The sequence below is a fragment of the Rhizobium oryziradicis genome (assembly GCF_001939045.1).
Taxonomy (GTDB): domain Bacteria; phylum Pseudomonadota; class Alphaproteobacteria; order Rhizobiales; family Rhizobiaceae; genus Allorhizobium; species Allorhizobium oryziradicis.
In genome coordinates this window covers 555,790-572,727 of the sequence record NZ_MKIM01000028.1, presented here as the reverse complement: position 1 = coordinate 572,727, position 16,938 = coordinate 555,790, and the positions used below count along the sequence as shown (strand labels likewise).

Sequence of the window (16,938 nt, the reverse complement as noted above, 5' to 3'; positions counted from 1 at the left end):
AAGACATTCCTTTTACCAAATGGACATCACAACGCCGTCTGGCCGGAAAAGGAAAAACCTCGTCAGCCTTCGCGTCATGTGGCTCTTTGGTTAGCCCCTCTCACGCATCTTGACTAGAAGGATACAAATACACCCATAGGAAGAAAAAAGTAACCATGCCGCTTACGTAAGGCTAACGACACAGCATAGCCCAACCACGCCCACACCAAGCAGCCAGGCGCGGTCCATCAGCGCAATGCCTGTCAGAATTTCCGGTGCCGAAATCTTGCGCCGTCCGGCTGCATTCATCATCGGCTCACTCACTCTTTCGCCGCCATAAACCCTTGGCCCTGCCAAGGCCACGTCAAGCGCGCCAGCCGCCGCCGCCTCAGACCAGCCCGAATTCGGTGAACGATGCAAACCATGATCGCGCATCATGACGCTGATGCTGCGCCTTGCGGCGTGGCACCCCGCCACCAACCAAGCACCGCCTGCAATCAAAAAGCCGGACAGTCTTGCCGCAGGCCAATTGGCTACATCATCCAGCCGGGCCGCAGCCCAGCCGAAATGCAGGTATTTTTCTGATTTATGGCCAATCATTGAATCGGCCGTATTCAGCATTTTATAAGCCGCCAGGCCCGGCAGTCCCAGCACAGCATACCAAAAGGCCGGGGCCACCACGCCATCGGCAAAGTTTTCCGATAGACTTTCAAGGGCAGCACGGCTTACCCCTGCTTCATCCAAGGTGGAGGGGTCGCGACCCACAATCATCGACACAGCTTTTCGCCCGCCTTGCAGCCCCGTGGATCGCAAACCATCGGCCACGGCCCGTACATGGTCCAGCAAGCTTTTCTGTGCCAGAAACACCGCCGTCACCACCACTTCGAGAGCTGCGCCCAAAGGCCCAAGCAACATAAAAATGCGATGCAAAAGCGCGCCAACCGCCAGACTGATCAGCAAAAGCGCAGCAATCGACAACGCTCCCAAAATGCGCCGGGAAGCATCGCGCCACGACGGGCGGTTCAGCAGATGGTCAAAGAATGAAATTGCCGCTCCGAACACAACAACCGGATGCGGCAGACGCGACCAAAGCCAAGGCGGATCGCCTACCAGACGATCGAGCACCAGTGCCACCGCCAAAATCAGGAAGTGCCCCTCTATCAAGACTGTGCTCCGACTTTGGCCATCCATGTTTTGAGAGATGCCGCCAAACGCTGATCGCAATCCTCGTTAGGTGTCAGGCCAACGCGAAGCCAATGGGGAGCGTAATCAAAAATCCGGGTCAAGATATGATCTCGGCAAAGGTGGTCGTGCAGCACTGCCGCCTGCGCATGCTCGACCAGAGAAAACAGCGGCGTGCTGCCAGCAAGCTGCAAACCGGCACCTGCTAAAACCCGCGCAAGACCAGCGCTTCGACGCGCAATCTGCTGGCGGATGGTATCAGTATCTCCCTGCAACAGATTTGAGGCGAGCGCCAGTGCCGGTCCAGACACCGCCCAGGGGCCGAGCCCCTCAGTGAACACTTGCGAAATTGCATCACCTGCAATCACAAACCCGAGGCGCACACCCGCCATGCCAAAAAACTTGCCAAAGGAGCGGAAAATCACAAGATTATCGTGCTGCTCAACCTCGGGCACTAAGGAAAGCTGCGGCTGGCAATCGCCAAAGGCTTCATCCACCACCAGCACACCGCCCCAGTTTCGCATGGCCATCGCCAGATCAATCAAAACACCCGGCTCAAACATCCGCCCCGTTGGATTGTTGGGGTTCACCACCACCACCAAGCCGTGGTCTTGGCTGATGTCAGCCAAGGTGCTGATGGTATCGACGGGCATGGCATTCAGCGCAAAACTGCGGCCATATTCGCCATAGGTGGGTGATAGAATCGCAGCGCGCTTGCCGGGCTTTAATAGCCTTGGCAAAAGCTGAATGGCGGATTGCGTACCCGGCACAGTCAAAGGCAGGATGTTGCCACTGCCATAGAAATCGCGCGCAGCGAACCGGGCTTCCTCCTCGAGTTCGCGATCCGGCAAGCGGTGCCAGACCCGTGGATCGAGTGCGGGCAAAGCGGGTGGACATGGATTGATGCCGGTGGAAAGGTCCAGCCAGTCGTTTATTCTTCCGCCATAGCGGGCAGAGGCCGCCGCCAAGCCGCCGCCATGTTGAATAGCACCCGCCATCACGCGCCATCACCCGCAATATCGATGATATGCATATAAGAGCCAGCGACCATGCCACGACGAAGACCAACGCTGCCCAGGCTGTTGCCCAAGGCATCCTGCGCTTCAAACAGCCGCTCGGCATTTCCTTCGACTGTGGCAGTCGAATAGTGAAACTCGTGTCCGGTCATGGTTTGTGCGAAAAAATCCGCAGCAAGCGGTTTTAGTCTGCGATAGCCGAGATGACGTTTGCGCTCGGCAAAGCTGGTTTTAAGCGGCAAAAGGCCAAGCATGGCGTGGTCCACACCGTGTGCATCGGTCAAGGCTTCGCCTAGCACCATATAGCCACCGCATTCGCCAAAGATTTTCACACCGCGCGCGGCGGCATCCAGCATGCCTTTTCGAAATTGCGATGCCTGCGCGAGCGCGCCAGCGTGCAGTTCGGGATAGCCACCCGGCAGATAAATTGCATCTGCGTCCTTTGCCGGTGCCTCGTCATTGAGCGGTGAGAAAAACGAAATCTCTGCGCCGCGCCGCCGCCAGCCGAGCAACATGTGATCGTAACAAAAGGCAAATGCCCGATCGCGCGCGACCGAGATTTTTGTCCCCAGAGGCGGCAATCGGTCAATATTGGCATTTGATTGCCGATCAGGACTGCGGGTTGCGGCACGAATAATGGCATCCAGATCACAGCCCTTGGCAACCACGTGAGCGGCGCGATCAATAAAGCCATCGAGATCGGCATTCTCAGCCGCTTGCACCAGCCCCAGATGGCGCTCTGGCAAGGCAAGCGTAGCATCTGCGCGAATAACACCAAGCACCGGCATGCGAATATCATCCAGTGCTTGCCGCAGCATCGCTTCATGCCGATCACTGCCAACCCGATTGAGAATAGTGCCAACCACCAGCACGCCGGGGCGAAAATCGGCAAAACCCTTAACCAGAGCCGCCACAGAATGGGAGGTTTTGGCACAATCGACCACCAGCACCACCGACAGACCAAGCATGGCGGCAAGATCTGCGGCAGAGCCGGTGCCATCTGCGGCACCATCAAACAGACCCATCATCGCTTCAATCACCAGCTTGCGCCCGCCACTGCGGTGCAAGGCAGCGTTGGCGACAATCAATTCCTCGCGCATGGCCCACGGGTCGAAGTTGAGGCAGGTTTCACCGCTTGCAGCTGCATGAAATGCGGGGTCGATATAATCCGGCCCCGCCTTGCCGGGGGCAAGCGCGCGACCTACCTGTTTTAATGCCCGCAAAAGCCCAAGCGTGATGGTGGTTTTACCAGAGCCGGACGAGGGTGCTGCTATCAAAAGACCACTCATGGGCACGCTCCTTGCTGATGACTGGCAAAGGGATCGGTTTGCAAAACACGGCCAGATAATGCGCCCAGCCAATCGAGCGAAGCCCTGAGCCGGACCACTTCGCCAACCACAACAATGGCCGGTGGCTGAATAGACTGATCGCGCATCGCTGTCTCAGCCTCGCCCAAGGTGGTTTCCACCACCCGCTGTTTTGTGGTGGATGCGTCACAGACGAAGGCCAGCGGCTCATCTTTGCTTCGGCCTGCGGCCATCAACTGCTGGCTGATCGCGCCAATATGCTTCATGGCCATATACATCACAATCACCGGCGCGCCCTTGGCAATCGCTTGCCAATCGATCTCTTCTGGCATACTGCCCGTTGCGTCATGGCCGGTCAAAAACGTCACGGCATAATTGGCATCGCGGTGTGTCACGGGAATACCGGCATAGGCCAAACCGCCAATGCCCGCCGTGACGCCCGGCACAATGCGAAATGGAATGCCGTGCTCAACCAGTGTCAGCGCCTCTTCGCCGCCGCGGCCAAAAACAAAGGGATCACCGCCTTTGAGCCGCAGAACCCTTTTGCCTTCGCGCGCCAGCTCCACCAAACGCATCGAAATATCCTGCTGTTTGGCAGAAGGCTTGCCGCCGCGCTTGCCCGCAAGCTCCAGCACGACGTCTGGTTTTGCAAGGGCGAGGCAGGCGCGATCCACCAGAGCATCATACACGACAACATCAGCCTGTTTGAGCGCGTGCGCCGCAAGCAGCGTCAAAAGGCCCGGATCGCCGGGGCCTGCGCCCACCAGCCACACATGCCCGTGTTCAAGCTCCGGCAATTGCTCAAATATATGGTCTGTCATGCCTCAAGCTCTATGATGCCATGGTCAAAAATGCAATCGTGGCCACCACCTTGCTTTAGCTAACCACCTTCCCCCGGAACGGCTCATTGATTATAAAGGGCTATGATTGATCCGGCACAGCCCCAAGACAGCCCTGATTCCAAAGCCCTGCGAAAGCCGCAGGGGCCGCTTCGTACTGGCTGGACCACAGGTGCCTGTGCCACTGCATCCACCAAGGCAGCGTTGACGGCTTTGATCACCGGCACCTTTCCGGACCCCGTCAGCATCCGCCTGCCGGGTGGGCAGGAACCCGCCTTTGCGCTGGCGCTGGAAGCGCTCGGTGATGGCTGGGCCAAGGCAGGCATTATCAAGGATGCAGGCGACGACCCGGATGTGACCCATGGCGCAACCGTTATTTCGCAGGTGCGCCTGCTGCCGAATGGCCATGGCATTCAATTCAAAGCGGGCGATGGCGTTGGCACGGTGACCAAGCCGGGCTTGCCTTTGGCGATCGGCGAACCCGCCATCAACCCGGTGCCGCGCACGATGATGGTGGGCGAGGTCGAAGCTCTCATGACCACCCATGGCTTGGAGGCTGATGTCGAAATTACCATCTCCATACCCGGTGGGCAGGAGATGGCGCAGAAAACCTGGAACCCGCGTCTTGGGATAATAGGTGGTCTCTCGGTTCTGGGCACCACCGGCATTGTCCATCCTTTTTCTTGTGCGGCATGGATTCACTCCATCCATCGCGGCATTGATGTGGCCCGTGCCATGGGCATAAAGCATGTGCTGGGTGCTACCGGCTCGACATCGGAAAAGGCTGCCCAACAGCTTTATAATCTGCCCGATCAAGCCCTGCTGGATATGGGAGATTTTGCAGGCGGCCTGCTGAAATATATGCGCCAACATCCCGTGGAGCGTCTGACAATTGCGGGGGGATTTGCGAAAATGAGCAAGCTTGCGCAAGGGGCACTGGATCTGCATTCGTCTCGCAGTAAAATTGACAATTCATTCATGAAATCAATATTTTATGATGACATATTAACTTCAAATATGATCGATCGAATTCAAAATGCAAACACTGCATTGGAAATACTTGAAATATCAAAGGAAATAAGATTCGATATCGCTACACCCATTGCAGAACTGGCGCTTAAAACAGCACAGGCGACGCTGCGCGACGCAGATGTTTCAGTCGATATTATCATAACCGACAGAAAGGGCGAAATCCTTGCCCGCGCGCGTTGAGAGATATCTTATTCTGGGTGGAACAGCGGAAGCGGTAACGCTCGCCACCACATTGATGCAAACGGGTGAAGCAGAGGTCATCACCTCGCTTGCCGGGCGCACAGCCTCTCCCGCATCCCTGCCCGGCCTTGTGCGTATCGGCGGCTTTGGCGGTGTGGACGGCCTGGTTTGCTATTTGAGAGCTGAGGGCATTACTCGGGTTTACGATGCCACCCACCCCTTTGCCAGGACAATATCAACCAATGCCGCCGCCGCCTGTCGCCAAACCGGCATTCCGCTGCATGTCATGAGGCGACCGGCTTGGCAGCCCCATCCAGACGATGTGTGGATCAAGGTCGAAACACTAGAGCAAGCGGCGCGGGCTTTGCCGTCTGGTGCGCGCGTTTTCCTTGCACTCGGCAGCCAATATATTCGCGCATTCGCGCATCGCAAAGACTGCCACTTTGTTGTGCGCATGATCGATGCACCAACATCTGATCTTGGCTTTCCAAATGCTCATATTATTTTGGGCAAAGCAGATGCCGATTGGGAAAAGGAAAAACAAGTGCTTGAGAGCCACAAAATCACGCATGTGGTGGCGCGAAACTCAGGCGGCGATGCGAGCTATGGCAAAATTAGCGCCGCACGCAGATTGCACATCCCCGTTGTGATGATCGCAAGACGTGATGATGAAGCCCCGGAAAATCAAACAGCTCGTTGCGGAATATCTTAAATCGAAGCTGGCTCCAGCGCCGTCCTGCGCGAAGGATACGTTTAAAATGGCAGCACTCTTTTCATCTGAATGGCTTTTGGCGGTATCATCATTTTTTCGGGCCGCAAAGGCATGTAAATGGCCTTGCCGGATACTGGCCAATAATCAAGCTTGCAGCCGGAGCTTCCACCCAAACGGGCCTCAACAACGGTAATACGTCTCTCCGCAAGGAAGCCGAAAGCAAAGCTCGCGTTTCGCTCGCCAACGTTATAGTAGGAATTGCAGGGGCTTGCGCCGCCATAAATCTTGGCCTCCAACCGCCGCATATCTGCACCACGCATCAGCAAATCATCGATCAGCTGCTTCATAAGGTGCAAACCGTAGCGAGACAGATCGCCGCCCAAAGGTGCTCCGCCCAAGGCTTTGGGTTCTGGAAGAACAAAGTGGTTCATTCCGCCAACACCGAGCTTTGGATCACGAATACAGGTTGAAACACAGGATCCAAGAACTGTAGTGATCACGGCATTCGGGTCATCAAGCACAACATATTCGCCTTGAGATATGGATATGCGACGCAGTACACCTCTCGGTCTTGCATCACTTGGCATACCCAGATCCAACGCTGAATTTTTACGCAATTTAATGACACCAATCGCCAGAGTTTAAATTATTAATTTCTTAAATAACAAATAAATCAGAAATCTGCAATATCGAATGCAAGGCACACCATCAAAATTGAAAGGCTGGCTAGCAATATACCTCTTGCAGAACAACAAAAATAAACAATAAACCGCTCGTTTGCAGAGAAAAAGCCAGAAACCTCATTAAGAAAAACTTAACGCACGTTAAATTAAACAAACTAAATTTAGCGCACTTCGTCTAACGATGCCAGATTGAAGCAACTGATCGACGTATTCTCGCAATAAAAAGGGAAATATAACGCATCTGGACAATTCCAGCTGTCTGCGAGGCGCTCTCTGCGCTTCACAACAAGGCAAAGTTAAAAAAATCAGAATGGCATCGCGCTGAGAGCATCGGATTGATCCGAAAACCGGTTCCCACTTTTCGGCCGATGCTCTAGTTTGCTTTTCTGCACGATGCCATAGGCTTGATCAGCTCTCTTTTACCGAGACAATCGTGTCGTGGATCAATTTCAACACGGCGTTTGCATCAATTTCCACGCAGGCATTCTGACTGGGCAGATTGTCCCAATCGCTGGGGCCGAAGCCCATATGATCGGGCTTTTGAATGGTTTGTCCATCAGCAAGGCCACCGCAGATAACGCGCATTGCGCCGCTGCGGGTTTTAAACAGCTCTGGTGCCACGACATAAGCACAGGCGCAAGCGTCATGCACCACCATGCCATCTGGCACCCGGCTCTCATAGAACTTGATATAGAATTGTGAGAGATCAAACAGCAATTCAGCCCGCTTGCCAGCCGCATCGCGAATATCGGCCAATTGCTGGCGGGTCATGACTGTGCGGGTTGTGACATCCAGACCCACCACCACAACCGGCCATGTGGCGGTCAACACAATGTCTGCGGCTTCCGGATCGCCATGGATATTGGCTTCGGCAGCCGGGGTGACATTGCCGTTCACATCAAAGGCACCGCCCATGATCACAATCTCTTTGACCAGTGAGACAATCTCCGGGTCTTCCTTGAGGGCATTGGCAAGATTGGTCATTCGGCCAACCGCAACCAGCGTCACCTCGCCGGGATTTTCGCGAATAATATCGACAATAAACCGATGCGCGGGACGCGGATCGAGCGGCACATCCACCACATCCGGCACACCAATATTGCCGAGACCATCATCGCCATGGATGAATTTAGGCGGCTCGTGGCTAACGCGATGGGGAATAAATGTTTCTCCGGCACCACGCGCGACGGGCGCATCAATATTCCACTCGCGTTTGAGATAGAGGGCGTTCCGTGTGGTGGTCTCAATGGTGGCGTTGCCAAACACGGTGGTAATGCCCAAAAGGTCAATCTCTGCATGGTGATGCAGGAAAAGCAGGGCCATGGCATCATCAACGCCGGGGTCTGTGTCAAAAATCACCTTATGCATTGCTCAATCCTTCAACCTAATCTTCTCGCAGACATTACCGCGCTTACGCGATGCTGCAACCAGTGCAGCCCTCAACCCACCTTCTTTTTCTTGCCCACGTTGCGCAGCACATGGGAAAAATCAGAATTATACAGATCGCTATCGCGAAATGCGACATTGCCAAACACCTTGCCCACCATCACCAGCGCCGTGCGGGTAATCTTGGCTTTGCGCACCTCGTCTGCCATATCCTTCAGCGTGGTGCGAATGAACAGCTCATCAGGCCATGTGGCGCGATAGGCAATCACCACCGGGCAATCCTCACCGTAGTAAGGTGTCAGCGTATCGCGGATATGGGCAAGGTTGCGGATGGACAGGTGAATGGCCAAGGTGGCGCGCGATTTGCCAAGAATCTCCAGCGTCTCAAATTCAGGCATCGACGATGCTTTCATTTCCGTGCGGGTGATAATCACCGTCTGGGCGATTTCCGGCAATGTCAGCTCGGTTTTCAGCCGGGCCGCCGTGGCGGCAAAGGCAGGCACGCCCGGCACCACATCATAGGGAATGTCGAGTGCATCCAGCCTGCGCATCTGCTCGGCAACCGCCCCATAAATGGCCGGATCGCCGGAATGCACACGCGCCACATCCTGCCCCTTCTCATGGGCTGCGGCCATCTCGGCAATGATTTCATCCAGATGCATGGGAGCTGTGTCTTTAACCAGCGCATCCTCTGGTGCTGCCTTCACAATCTCTTCCGGCACCAGCGAGCCCGCAAAGAGGCAGACCGGGCAGCGCTCAATCAACCGCAAGCCGCGCACGGTAATCAGATCAGGTGCCCCGGGGCCCGCGCCGATGAAATAAACGGTCATTGCTGTGCTTCCTTCTGCATTGCGGTATCCGCCTTGCCGGAATATCCGCGCGGCGTATAGACCCATGTTATGCCATCGCCGGTCGTGACGGTTCGGCTCTCGGAAGAGCCAACTACGACAACGGTGAGCATATCCACATCATCGACATTCAGCTTTGCCAGCGGCACAGTACGCACTAGTTCTCCGGGGCGGCCAAGATTGGTGGCGAGAATGACGGGCGTATCGCCGGGGCGGTACTTCAACAGCTCGTCACGGGCATAGGCCAGCTGCGTCCGGCGCTTCATCGATACGGGATTGTAGAAGGCAATGACAAAATCGCCCTCGCCTGCCGCCTTCACCCGGCGCTGAATATGCTCCCACGGGGTCAAAAGATCGGAGAGCGAGATGGTGCAAAAATCATGCCCCAGCGGCGCACCAATGCGCGCTGCCGCCCCTTGCAAGGCGGAAATGCCGGGTGAGACCTGCACCTCGATGCGGTGGGCTGCATCGCTAATACCACCCTTGTCAAACAGCTCAAACACCAGAGTTGCCATGGCGTAAATGCCAGCATCACCGGAGCAGACCAGCGCCACGGTTTTTCCCTGCCCTGCTAGCTCCATGGCATGGACCACGCGGGCCTCTTCCTTGCCCAGATCAAAATCGTGCCGCGCCTTATTTGCTGCCAAAGGCCCCAGTAAATCGAGATAGAGCGAATAGCCGACAAGATCGCTCGATGCTGAGACCATGGCTGAGACCTCGGGAGAGCGCCATCCATCCGACCCCGGCCCTATGCCGACCACAAACAGCTTGCCGCGCGCGCGGCCAAGGGTGTTGGCATCCATGATGTGCGGTGCTTTGCCAATGGCCGCCGTCACACCTTTGGATTTGATTTTGGGCAGAGCGAGGCTTCCATTAGCCCCGACACTCGCCAAAGCCGCACCTTCGGCAACGCCGTGGCAGCCAACTTCGGCAAAGACCACATCTGACGGATTTTGAAGCCGCCCTGCCTCTTGCTCCAACCGTTCAGCCGTAAAAAAGCGGGCTGGCACACCAAAATGGTTGGCTACGGCGTGAATGGCAGTTTCATCCGCTTTCACATCAATGGAAGCAATGGCGGCAAGGCTTTGGGCGGCAAGCCCGCTCTCGCCCAAGGCTTTTGTCGCCAGAGCGATGGCTTCATCCACCGATGCATGACGCTCACAGCCCATGCCAAGCACCAGCGTTTTGGGATGGTAGACCAGCTCCAATGGCCCCGGCGCATGGGCCAGATCCGTGACGGTCAACGTCACCCGGCCATCATCGGCAAAAGGCAAACGCGACTGCGTAAGCCAATCGGCATGACCGTTCAGCTTCACCGAAGCGCCTGCCACCAGCTCGGCCATCACGACCTTTGCCTGTGCCGGATTGGCCAGTGTGTAGCCTTGCGGCGGCGCATCCAGCGCGACGCCAAAGCGCAAATCGCCTGCCGTGGTCACAGCCGCGTGGGCCTGCAACGCATCGGCAATGGTGCGCGCCAGATCATTGGCACCATGATGTCCGCCCAAAAGCGGCACAACGGATGTGCCATCTTCAGAAATACACAGCACTGGCGGCTCGGAATGCTTATCACTCAGCACCGGAGCCAAAAGGCGGATCAAAGCGCCAGAGGCCATAATAGCGATGATTGGCCGACCTTGGGAAAACAACGCGCCCACATGGCTTTTCACATCATCAAAGGCAACATCCGCGCCTTCGACGCGCGCGCGCGCTCCGTGCACTTCGCCATCCATCACAGCGGCAATTTTGCGGGCAAGCGGAAGGGCGGTTGGCATCAGCACAACAACGGCGGGTTTTGTCGTCAGCATCATAGCGGTCTTTCCGGCGGCTTTGCCGGGGTGTGCGCCCAGCCCTCGGCCCCCTTGTAGATCAGGATCATTGAAAAATAAGGCGCGACATCTTCGCTCACGTCAGCAAGCGGCATGATCTTTTGATTGGCCAGCGACACACGCTCAACATAGCCAGCCTGTTCCGTCAGCCCCATGGAGGCAATCAAAGCACGAATGCGGGCGAAATGCCGACCGAGCTTGATAATGGCCACCGCAGAGGCGCTTTCGATCCGCAAGCTTAGATCAGCATCATCCATCGGCCCCGGCAACACGCTCAACACATCATTACGCGCGGCAAGCGGGCGGCCATAGGCGGCAGCCGCCGCCATCATCGAGGATACGCCCGGAACAACCTCGGTGGGATAACGACCCGCCAAGCGCTCAAACAGATACATGAAGGAGCCATAGAAGAAGGGATCTCCTTCACACAGCACCGCCACATCCGAGCCAGCGTCGAGATGATGCGACAAGGTTATGGCTGCGGCATCATAAATCTCTTGTGCCGGAAACCGCTCGACCCGCATGGGCACAATCATCGGCACTTCCAGCTGATCGGCCCGCAAATAAGGGGCGGCAATCTGGCGGGCAAAGCTTGGGCCAGTCTCAGGAGCCGGATAGGCAATCACCGGAGCGGAGGTCAGAATGCGATGCGCCTTGAGCGTAATCAATTCCGGATCACCGGGGCCAAGGCCGAGGCCGTAGAGTTTACCGCTCACTTCACCACACTCCACATCGTCACCGGCATGAGTGATTTCCAACCACAAAAGCGGCCAACGGCTGCCGCCCGCGAAACGGAAATGCGGCTCATCTCACCACCATGCTGGCCACGAAGCGATACCAGCGCCGCCTCGCCTTCCAGCGTTACCGCATTGGCCACCAGTTTACCGCCGGGTTTCAGTGCCTGCCAGCAGGCCTCGAACAACCCATCGGTGGTAATGCCGCCGCCAATAAAAATCACATCCGGCTGCTCAAGCTTTGAGAGGCAAGCCGGTGCCTCCGCCTCGATAATCTCCAAATCCGGCACGCCAAGCCCATCCGCGTTTTCACGCATCATCGCCACGCGCTCACACTTCGGCTCAATGGCAATGGCGCGGGTGCCCATGCCTGCGCGCATCCATTCAATGGCAATCGAGCCACAGCCAGCGCCAACGTCCCACAACAGCGCATTGGGATAGGGTGCTAGCTGAGCTAGAGTTGCGGCCCGCACCTCACGCTTGGTCAATTGGCCATCGTGGCGAAAGGCATCATCCGGCAGGCCGGCAAGCGGCGACAACACAGGGCCAGAGGCTGCACAATCAATCGCCAACGTGTTGAAATCGCTCAAATCGGGTGCAAGCGCCACCATCTCCTCGGCGGTGTGGCGCACGGTGCGCTCACGCACTCCGCCCATATGCTCCAGCACATGCAGCATGGATGCACCAAAACTGCGCTTGACCAAAAGCGCTGCCGTATCAAGCACCGTGCCAGCATCAGAGGTCAGCGCCAACAGCCGGGCACCCGGCAAAACATGGCGATTGAGATGGGCAAGTGGTCTTCCATGCAGCGAAATCTGCGCGACAGACTGCAAGGGCCAGCCAAGCCGTGCTGCGGCCTGCGAAAAAGCCGAGGGCGATGGCAGCACCCGCATTTCATGCGCCTCAACATAGCGTCGCAAGGTTGCGCCAATGCCAAAATGCATCGGATCGCCGGTGGCGATGACCGTGACGGGCGTGCCGCGCAGTTTCAAAACCTCGTCCAACGTGGGACGAAAACCTGCGCCCCAGGTTAAAATCCGCGTCACATCGGGAATTGCCCCTTGAACGCTGTCCTGAAGCCGCTCTCCCACCACCAGCACTCGCGCTTCCTGCAAATGCGCAAGCTGAACCGGCGTGAGGCTTTGCAAGCCATTGTCGCCGATGCCAATGATGGTGAGCCATGCTTCAGCCATTGGTGCCAAGCCCTCCCGCCAGTGCATTTACCGCCGCCGATGCCATGGCCGAGCCGCCGCGACGTCCTTGCACCGCAATAAAAGGCACGCCACGGCTGTTGGCAGCAAGCTCCGCCTTGCTTTCAGCAGCGCCCACAAACCCGACGGGAAACCCAAGAATCAGGGCAGGCTTCACCGCCCCTTGGTCGAGCAATTCCAGCAGGCGAAACAGGGCCGTGGGCGCATTGCCAATGGCAATCACCGCTCCTTCCATCTGGTTTGCCCAGAGATCGACCTGAGCGGCAGAACGCGTGGTGCGGTTCCATGCCGCAAGCGGGCGCACCCGCACATCATTCAGCAGGCAAACCACCTCGTTGCCAGCGGGCAGCAAACGGCTGATAATGCCATGACGCACCATCTCAGCGTCGCAGAAAATCTTCGCACCACTGGCCAGCGCCCTTGCGCCCGCTTCAAATGCGCCTTCAGAAAAGACAATATCCTCCGCCACATCCACCATGCCGCAGGCATGGATCAGGCGAATGACCAAGGGCTGCATGACCTCTGGGAACCGCGCCAGATCAGCCTCGCGACGGATGGTTTCAAAGGATTGACGGTAAATCTCGGCCGGATCGCGGATATAATCCAGGCGTGATAGCGGCGTCTCCTGCGTCGGTTCTTCGTCTGCCATCACAGTCAAATTTTCATGTCCGATCCCCAAAACCCAACCCTCCTCCTGCACAGCAATACCCACCTGTGCATCACTCAACACCGATGGCCGTGCAAACAAGTCGCCCAACATCCCGGCAGCGTCAAAGCGCGCAAACTCTTGCGCGACTCGCCGCACCTGGGCCGCGTCTTTAACATCACCGTCGTTCAATGCCACCTCAAACAGCGAGGGATAAATCTCGGCCAACACCACTGCTTGGGAAAACTGGTTGCGAAACCCTGTTTCAAAGGGCCAAACCGCAATTTTCTCCCGGCTGGGGTGCTGATCGAGAAAGGCGCTGAGGCGGGCAATACCTAACAGGCTCTGGCTGCCAACCGAGCCCGCATAAGCCAATTGCCAAACCGATTTCGCTCCCTTGGCATGTTGTTCTGACATACGAAAAGCCAAGGGCGGGCCAACAGGTGCAGGTGGTTTCGTGTCGGTCAACCCATTCAGCACAAGAGCCTGCGGCCTGCCCCAAAAGCGCGGGCTATCGCTGAAATAGTGCTGGTTCCAGCGTGCAGCCACTTCAAACCGGTTGTTGGCATTGGAGTCGGTGTCGTGGACATCAACCGCAATCACCCGCCAAAGAGCTTGCCAATCCGCCTGCCCCGTCACACGTTTTGCCGTTCCTGCCGGATAGCCAAAAGCGAAATCAAACCCTGCCAGCAAGCGGTGATCTGCTTTCAGCGCATCATTCACCACCTGCTCAAACCGCATCATGAAGGCCGCACGGGTTGGGAAGTTTTCCAGCCACAGAATTTTGGCCCCCGCCTGTTCCTGCTCAATCAAGCAGGCCCAGATGGAGTTTTTACCCTTCACCGGTTTGCTGGCCCCAGACCAATCGACAATCAGGATGCGGTCAAACAGCACTTGATTTAAGACTTCTTCATCGATTTTGGCCCCAGCGGATGATCAGCATGGGGATAAGGGGCATGGGTGTGGCTGTGTCCATGATCGTGGCTATGGTCATGCCCATGTTGATGGCTATGATCATGTCCGTGGTCGTGCCGGTGATCGTGACTGTGATCATGGCCACAGCCGCAGTTTGGTCCATGCTCATGGGCATGAACCTTGCCGCTCGAAGGAGCGTTCATCACGGCATCCAGCTCTGCATCCGGGCTGGCATTCAACAGATGACCATATTTGCCGCCGAGTGTCGTGGAGGCACCGTAGTCAAAAACCGGCTCTAGCGATGCAGGCTCAGCGTGGGAATGGAGCGGTGTAAATGGCAGGCCATGCGTCTTGCAGAACTCCTCATTGCGGCAGGAGGCATCACAATCACCTTTGCACGGACAGTTTTCCAAACCGCCGCCAATGCCTTCGACGTGATGGTGATGGCTTTCCTGCGGTTGGCCGATATCGGCTTCAAAGCCCAGAACCTGCTCACGATATTTGCACATCTGACAGTTCATCACCGCCGCACCGTCGAGGATTTCCTTAACCCGATCCTGAAAGGCGTCCAGCACCAATGGATGATCATTGAGATAGCTTGCCTTGACGAATTGGATCTCTGGATGTCGGGCGGCCACCTCATCGGTGTAGCTGTAAATGCGTTTCACCAAAACGCCGGTGAAGAGGAAGTAAGGAAACACAATAATGCGCTTGTAACCCAGCTTGGCAGCATGGGTTAGACCCGGCTCGACCAGCGGAAATGTCACGCCGGAATAGCAGGTCTCGCCCCAGCCAAAACCCATGCCCTCCCACAGCATCCGCATCACTTTCGTGGCATTGGAATTGGCATCTGGGTCAGACGATCCGCGACCCACCACCATTAGCAGCGTGTCATGCTTATCCACCACGCCCATTGTGGCGTTGGCTTCATCCACGGCTGCTTGAATGCGATCACCCGCCGCACGGATCATTTTCAGGTCAATCCCAAGCTCGCGCCCGTAATTGATCACCATGCCCGGATTTTGCGCCTGATAGGTGTTGAGAACCGATGGAATATCGTTTTTCGCATGGCCTGCTGCAAACAACATGCCGGGCACGGCCAAAACACGGGTGACGCCCTGTTCGCGCAAGCTATCAAGCCCTGCCGAGATCACCGGATTGCAAAACTCGAGATAGCCGTATTCCACCGGCATATCGGGGTTCCGAGCGCGCAAGCCCTCTGCAATCACCGCAAATTCGCGCGCTGCATTCTGGTTGCGGCTGCCGTGACCGCAGACCATGATTCCGAGTTTTTCTGCCATGAGATAAGGCCTCCATGCTTCGTTTCAGTGCATGTACGAAGCGCCGAAGCGCCCTTTTGGGGCAGCTCCAATGGCCTTTGGGACAGCTCCGGAATTGGCCCCCTGTTTGGGTCAGCCGCACCGGACTATTTCCAGCCTGTCGAACAGGCGCCGTCGCACATATTGGCGACAGGAATAGCGAAGGCAGCATCCCGGGTCAAACCAGAATTTTGCCCAAGCGCCATCAGGCCGGTTGCAGTTGCGCCCATCGTGTTGCAAAGAGAGTTTCCCTCCTTCAACGGATAGTCCCGTGGCAGACATTACGCTTCAAATCCTCCTTTTTCTGTTTCTCGCTGCATTCATTGGTGGCTTTGTCGATTCGATTGCCGGCGGCGGCGGTCTCATCACCATTCCAGCGCTGTTGATTGCTGGCATTCCTCCGCTCGAAGCCTTGGGCACCAACAAGCTCCAAGGCCAGTTTGGCTCGGCATCTGCCACCATTGCCTATGCGCGCAAAGGCCACGTACAGCTTAAAACGCAATTGCCCATGGCAACCATGTCGCTGATTGGCGGTGTAATTGGCGCAACAGCGGCCACCTATGTGCCGGGCGATGTGTTGAAAGTGATCATGCCGTTTCTGCTGGTGGCCATTGCCCTTTATTTCGCGCTAAAGCCGAATATTTCCGATGTCGACAGCCACCGCCGCATCACGCCATTTCTCTTCGGGCTGGTTTTCGCGCCCTTGATTGGCTTCTATGATGGATTGTTCGGCCCCGGCACAGGTTCTTTTCTCATGCTCGGCTTTGTGTCGCTGGCAGGCTTTGGCATGCTGAAAGCCACTGCCCACACCAAATTGCTCAACTTCGGCTCCAATGTAGGCGCGTTTCTGGTGTTCGTCTTCAACGGTGTCATCTTGTGGAAGGTGGGCCTCATCATGGGAGCTGGGCAATTTCTGGGTGCCCAAACAGGATCAAGACTCGCTATGAAAAACGGTGCGAAAATCATCAAGCCGTTGTTGATTGTTACCTGCATTGCAATGGCGGGCAAATTGCTGCTGGATCCGGCCAACCCGATCAGGATGTGGTTCGGCGTCTAAAACGCGGCGCGTTTTGTTCAACTCAGCCGCGTGACCGCAACATGCTGTAAATCAAAAACCTTGAAA

At 56.6% G+C, this 16,938-nt stretch carries 15 protein-coding genes; 3 read left to right on the top strand and 12 right to left on the bottom strand.

The window, feature by feature from the left end:
- Nucleotides 1-162 precede the first annotated feature (162 nt).
- Genes cbiB through cobA form a run of 4 tightly spaced genes read right to left on the bottom strand, consistent with a single transcriptional unit; the run spans nucleotide 163 to nucleotide 4,305 of the window.
- On the bottom strand, nucleotides 163-1,170 hold the full coding sequence (gene cbiB, locus BJF95_RS18195; protein ID WP_075640837.1) for an adenosylcobinamide-phosphate synthase CbiB: 1,008 nt from the start codon (nucleotides 1,168-1,170) through the stop codon (nucleotides 163-165).
- A complete protein-coding gene (gene cobD, locus BJF95_RS18190; RefSeq protein WP_075640836.1) occupies nucleotides 1,140-2,159 on the bottom strand; it encodes a threonine-phosphate decarboxylase CobD in 1,020 nt (339 codons plus the stop codon). The genes cbiB and cobD overlap by 31 nt, the downstream gene beginning before the upstream one ends.
- A complete protein-coding gene (locus BJF95_RS18185; protein ID WP_075640835.1) occupies nucleotides 2,159-3,466 on the bottom strand; it encodes a cobyrinic acid a,c-diamide synthase CobB in 1,308 nt (435 codons plus the stop codon). Before BJF95_RS18185 ends, cobD begins: the two co-directional genes overlap by 1 nt.
- Complete coding sequence (gene cobA, locus BJF95_RS18180; protein WP_075640834.1) at nucleotides 3,463-4,305, bottom strand: uroporphyrinogen-III C-methyltransferase; 843 nt, start codon at nucleotides 4,303-4,305, stop codon at nucleotides 3,463-3,465. Before cobA ends, BJF95_RS18185 begins: the two co-directional genes overlap by 4 nt.
- A gap of 102 nt (nucleotides 4,306-4,407) precedes the next feature.
- Here cobA and BJF95_RS18175 point away from each other — a divergent pair, with 102 nt between their 5' ends.
- Nucleotides 4,408-5,535, top strand: a complete 1,128-nt coding sequence (locus BJF95_RS18175) for a cobalt-precorrin-5B (C(1))-methyltransferase (protein ID WP_083638901.1) — start codon at nucleotides 4,408-4,410, stop codon at nucleotides 5,533-5,535.
- Entirely contained in the window at nucleotides 5,519-6,247 is a 729-nt protein-coding gene (locus tag BJF95_RS18170; RefSeq protein WP_075640833.1) for a cobalt-precorrin-6A reductase, read from the top strand. Before BJF95_RS18175 ends, BJF95_RS18170 begins: the two co-directional genes overlap by 17 nt.
- A gap of 41 nt (nucleotides 6,248-6,288) precedes the next feature.
- Here the strand turns inward: BJF95_RS18170 and BJF95_RS18165 are convergent, their stop codons facing one another.
- From BJF95_RS18165 to BJF95_RS18130, 8 genes are all read right to left on the bottom strand, one after another.
- Entirely contained in the window at nucleotides 6,289-6,678 is a 390-nt protein-coding gene (locus BJF95_RS18165; RefSeq protein WP_245297363.1) for a hypothetical protein, read from the bottom strand.
- A 660-nt stretch (nucleotides 6,679-7,338) separates the two neighbouring features.
- Nucleotides 7,339-8,298 carry a nucleoside hydrolase gene (locus BJF95_RS18160; RefSeq protein ID WP_075640831.1) on the bottom strand — a complete coding sequence of 320 codons (960 nt, stop codon included), beginning with the start codon at nucleotides 8,296-8,298 and terminating at the stop codon, nucleotides 7,339-7,341.
- A 71-nt stretch (nucleotides 8,299-8,369) separates the two neighbouring features.
- The gene (cobM, locus tag BJF95_RS18155; RefSeq protein ID WP_075640830.1) at nucleotides 8,370-9,146 is read right to left on the bottom strand and encodes a precorrin-4 C(11)-methyltransferase; all 777 of its coding nucleotides are present in this window, start codon (nucleotides 9,144-9,146) and stop codon (nucleotides 8,370-8,372) included.
- On the bottom strand, nucleotides 9,143-10,972 hold the full coding sequence (gene cobJ, locus BJF95_RS18150; RefSeq protein ID WP_075640829.1) for a precorrin-3B C(17)-methyltransferase: 1,830 nt from the start codon (nucleotides 10,970-10,972) through the stop codon (nucleotides 9,143-9,145). Before cobJ ends, cobM begins: the two co-directional genes overlap by 4 nt.
- Entirely contained in the window at nucleotides 10,969-11,706 is a 738-nt protein-coding gene (cobI, locus tag BJF95_RS18145; RefSeq protein ID WP_075640828.1) for a precorrin-2 C(20)-methyltransferase, read from the bottom strand. The genes cobJ and cobI overlap by 4 nt, the downstream gene beginning before the upstream one ends.
- The gene (gene cbiE / locus BJF95_RS18140) at nucleotides 11,703-12,917 is read right to left on the bottom strand and encodes a precorrin-6y C5,15-methyltransferase (decarboxylating) subunit CbiE (protein WP_075640827.1); all 1,215 of its coding nucleotides are present in this window, start codon (nucleotides 12,915-12,917) and stop codon (nucleotides 11,703-11,705) included. Before cbiE ends, cobI begins: the two co-directional genes overlap by 4 nt.
- Nucleotides 12,910-13,584: a precorrin-8X methylmutase gene (locus BJF95_RS24495; protein WP_075641131.1), complete on the bottom strand. Its 675-nt coding sequence runs from the start codon at nucleotides 13,582-13,584 to the stop codon at nucleotides 12,910-12,912. Before BJF95_RS24495 ends, cbiE begins: the two co-directional genes overlap by 8 nt.
- Nucleotides 13,585-14,480: 896 nt before the next feature.
- Nucleotides 14,481-15,797, bottom strand: a complete 1,317-nt coding sequence (locus tag BJF95_RS18130) for a sirohydrochlorin chelatase (protein WP_075640826.1) — start codon at nucleotides 15,795-15,797, stop codon at nucleotides 14,481-14,483.
- A gap of 289 nt (nucleotides 15,798-16,086) precedes the next feature.
- On the opposite strand from BJF95_RS18130, the gene BJF95_RS18125 reads away from it, so the two are divergent.
- A complete protein-coding gene (locus BJF95_RS18125; protein ID WP_075640825.1) occupies nucleotides 16,087-16,872 on the top strand; it encodes a TSUP family transporter in 786 nt (261 codons plus the stop codon).
- Nucleotides 16,873-16,938: the final 66 nt, after the last annotated feature.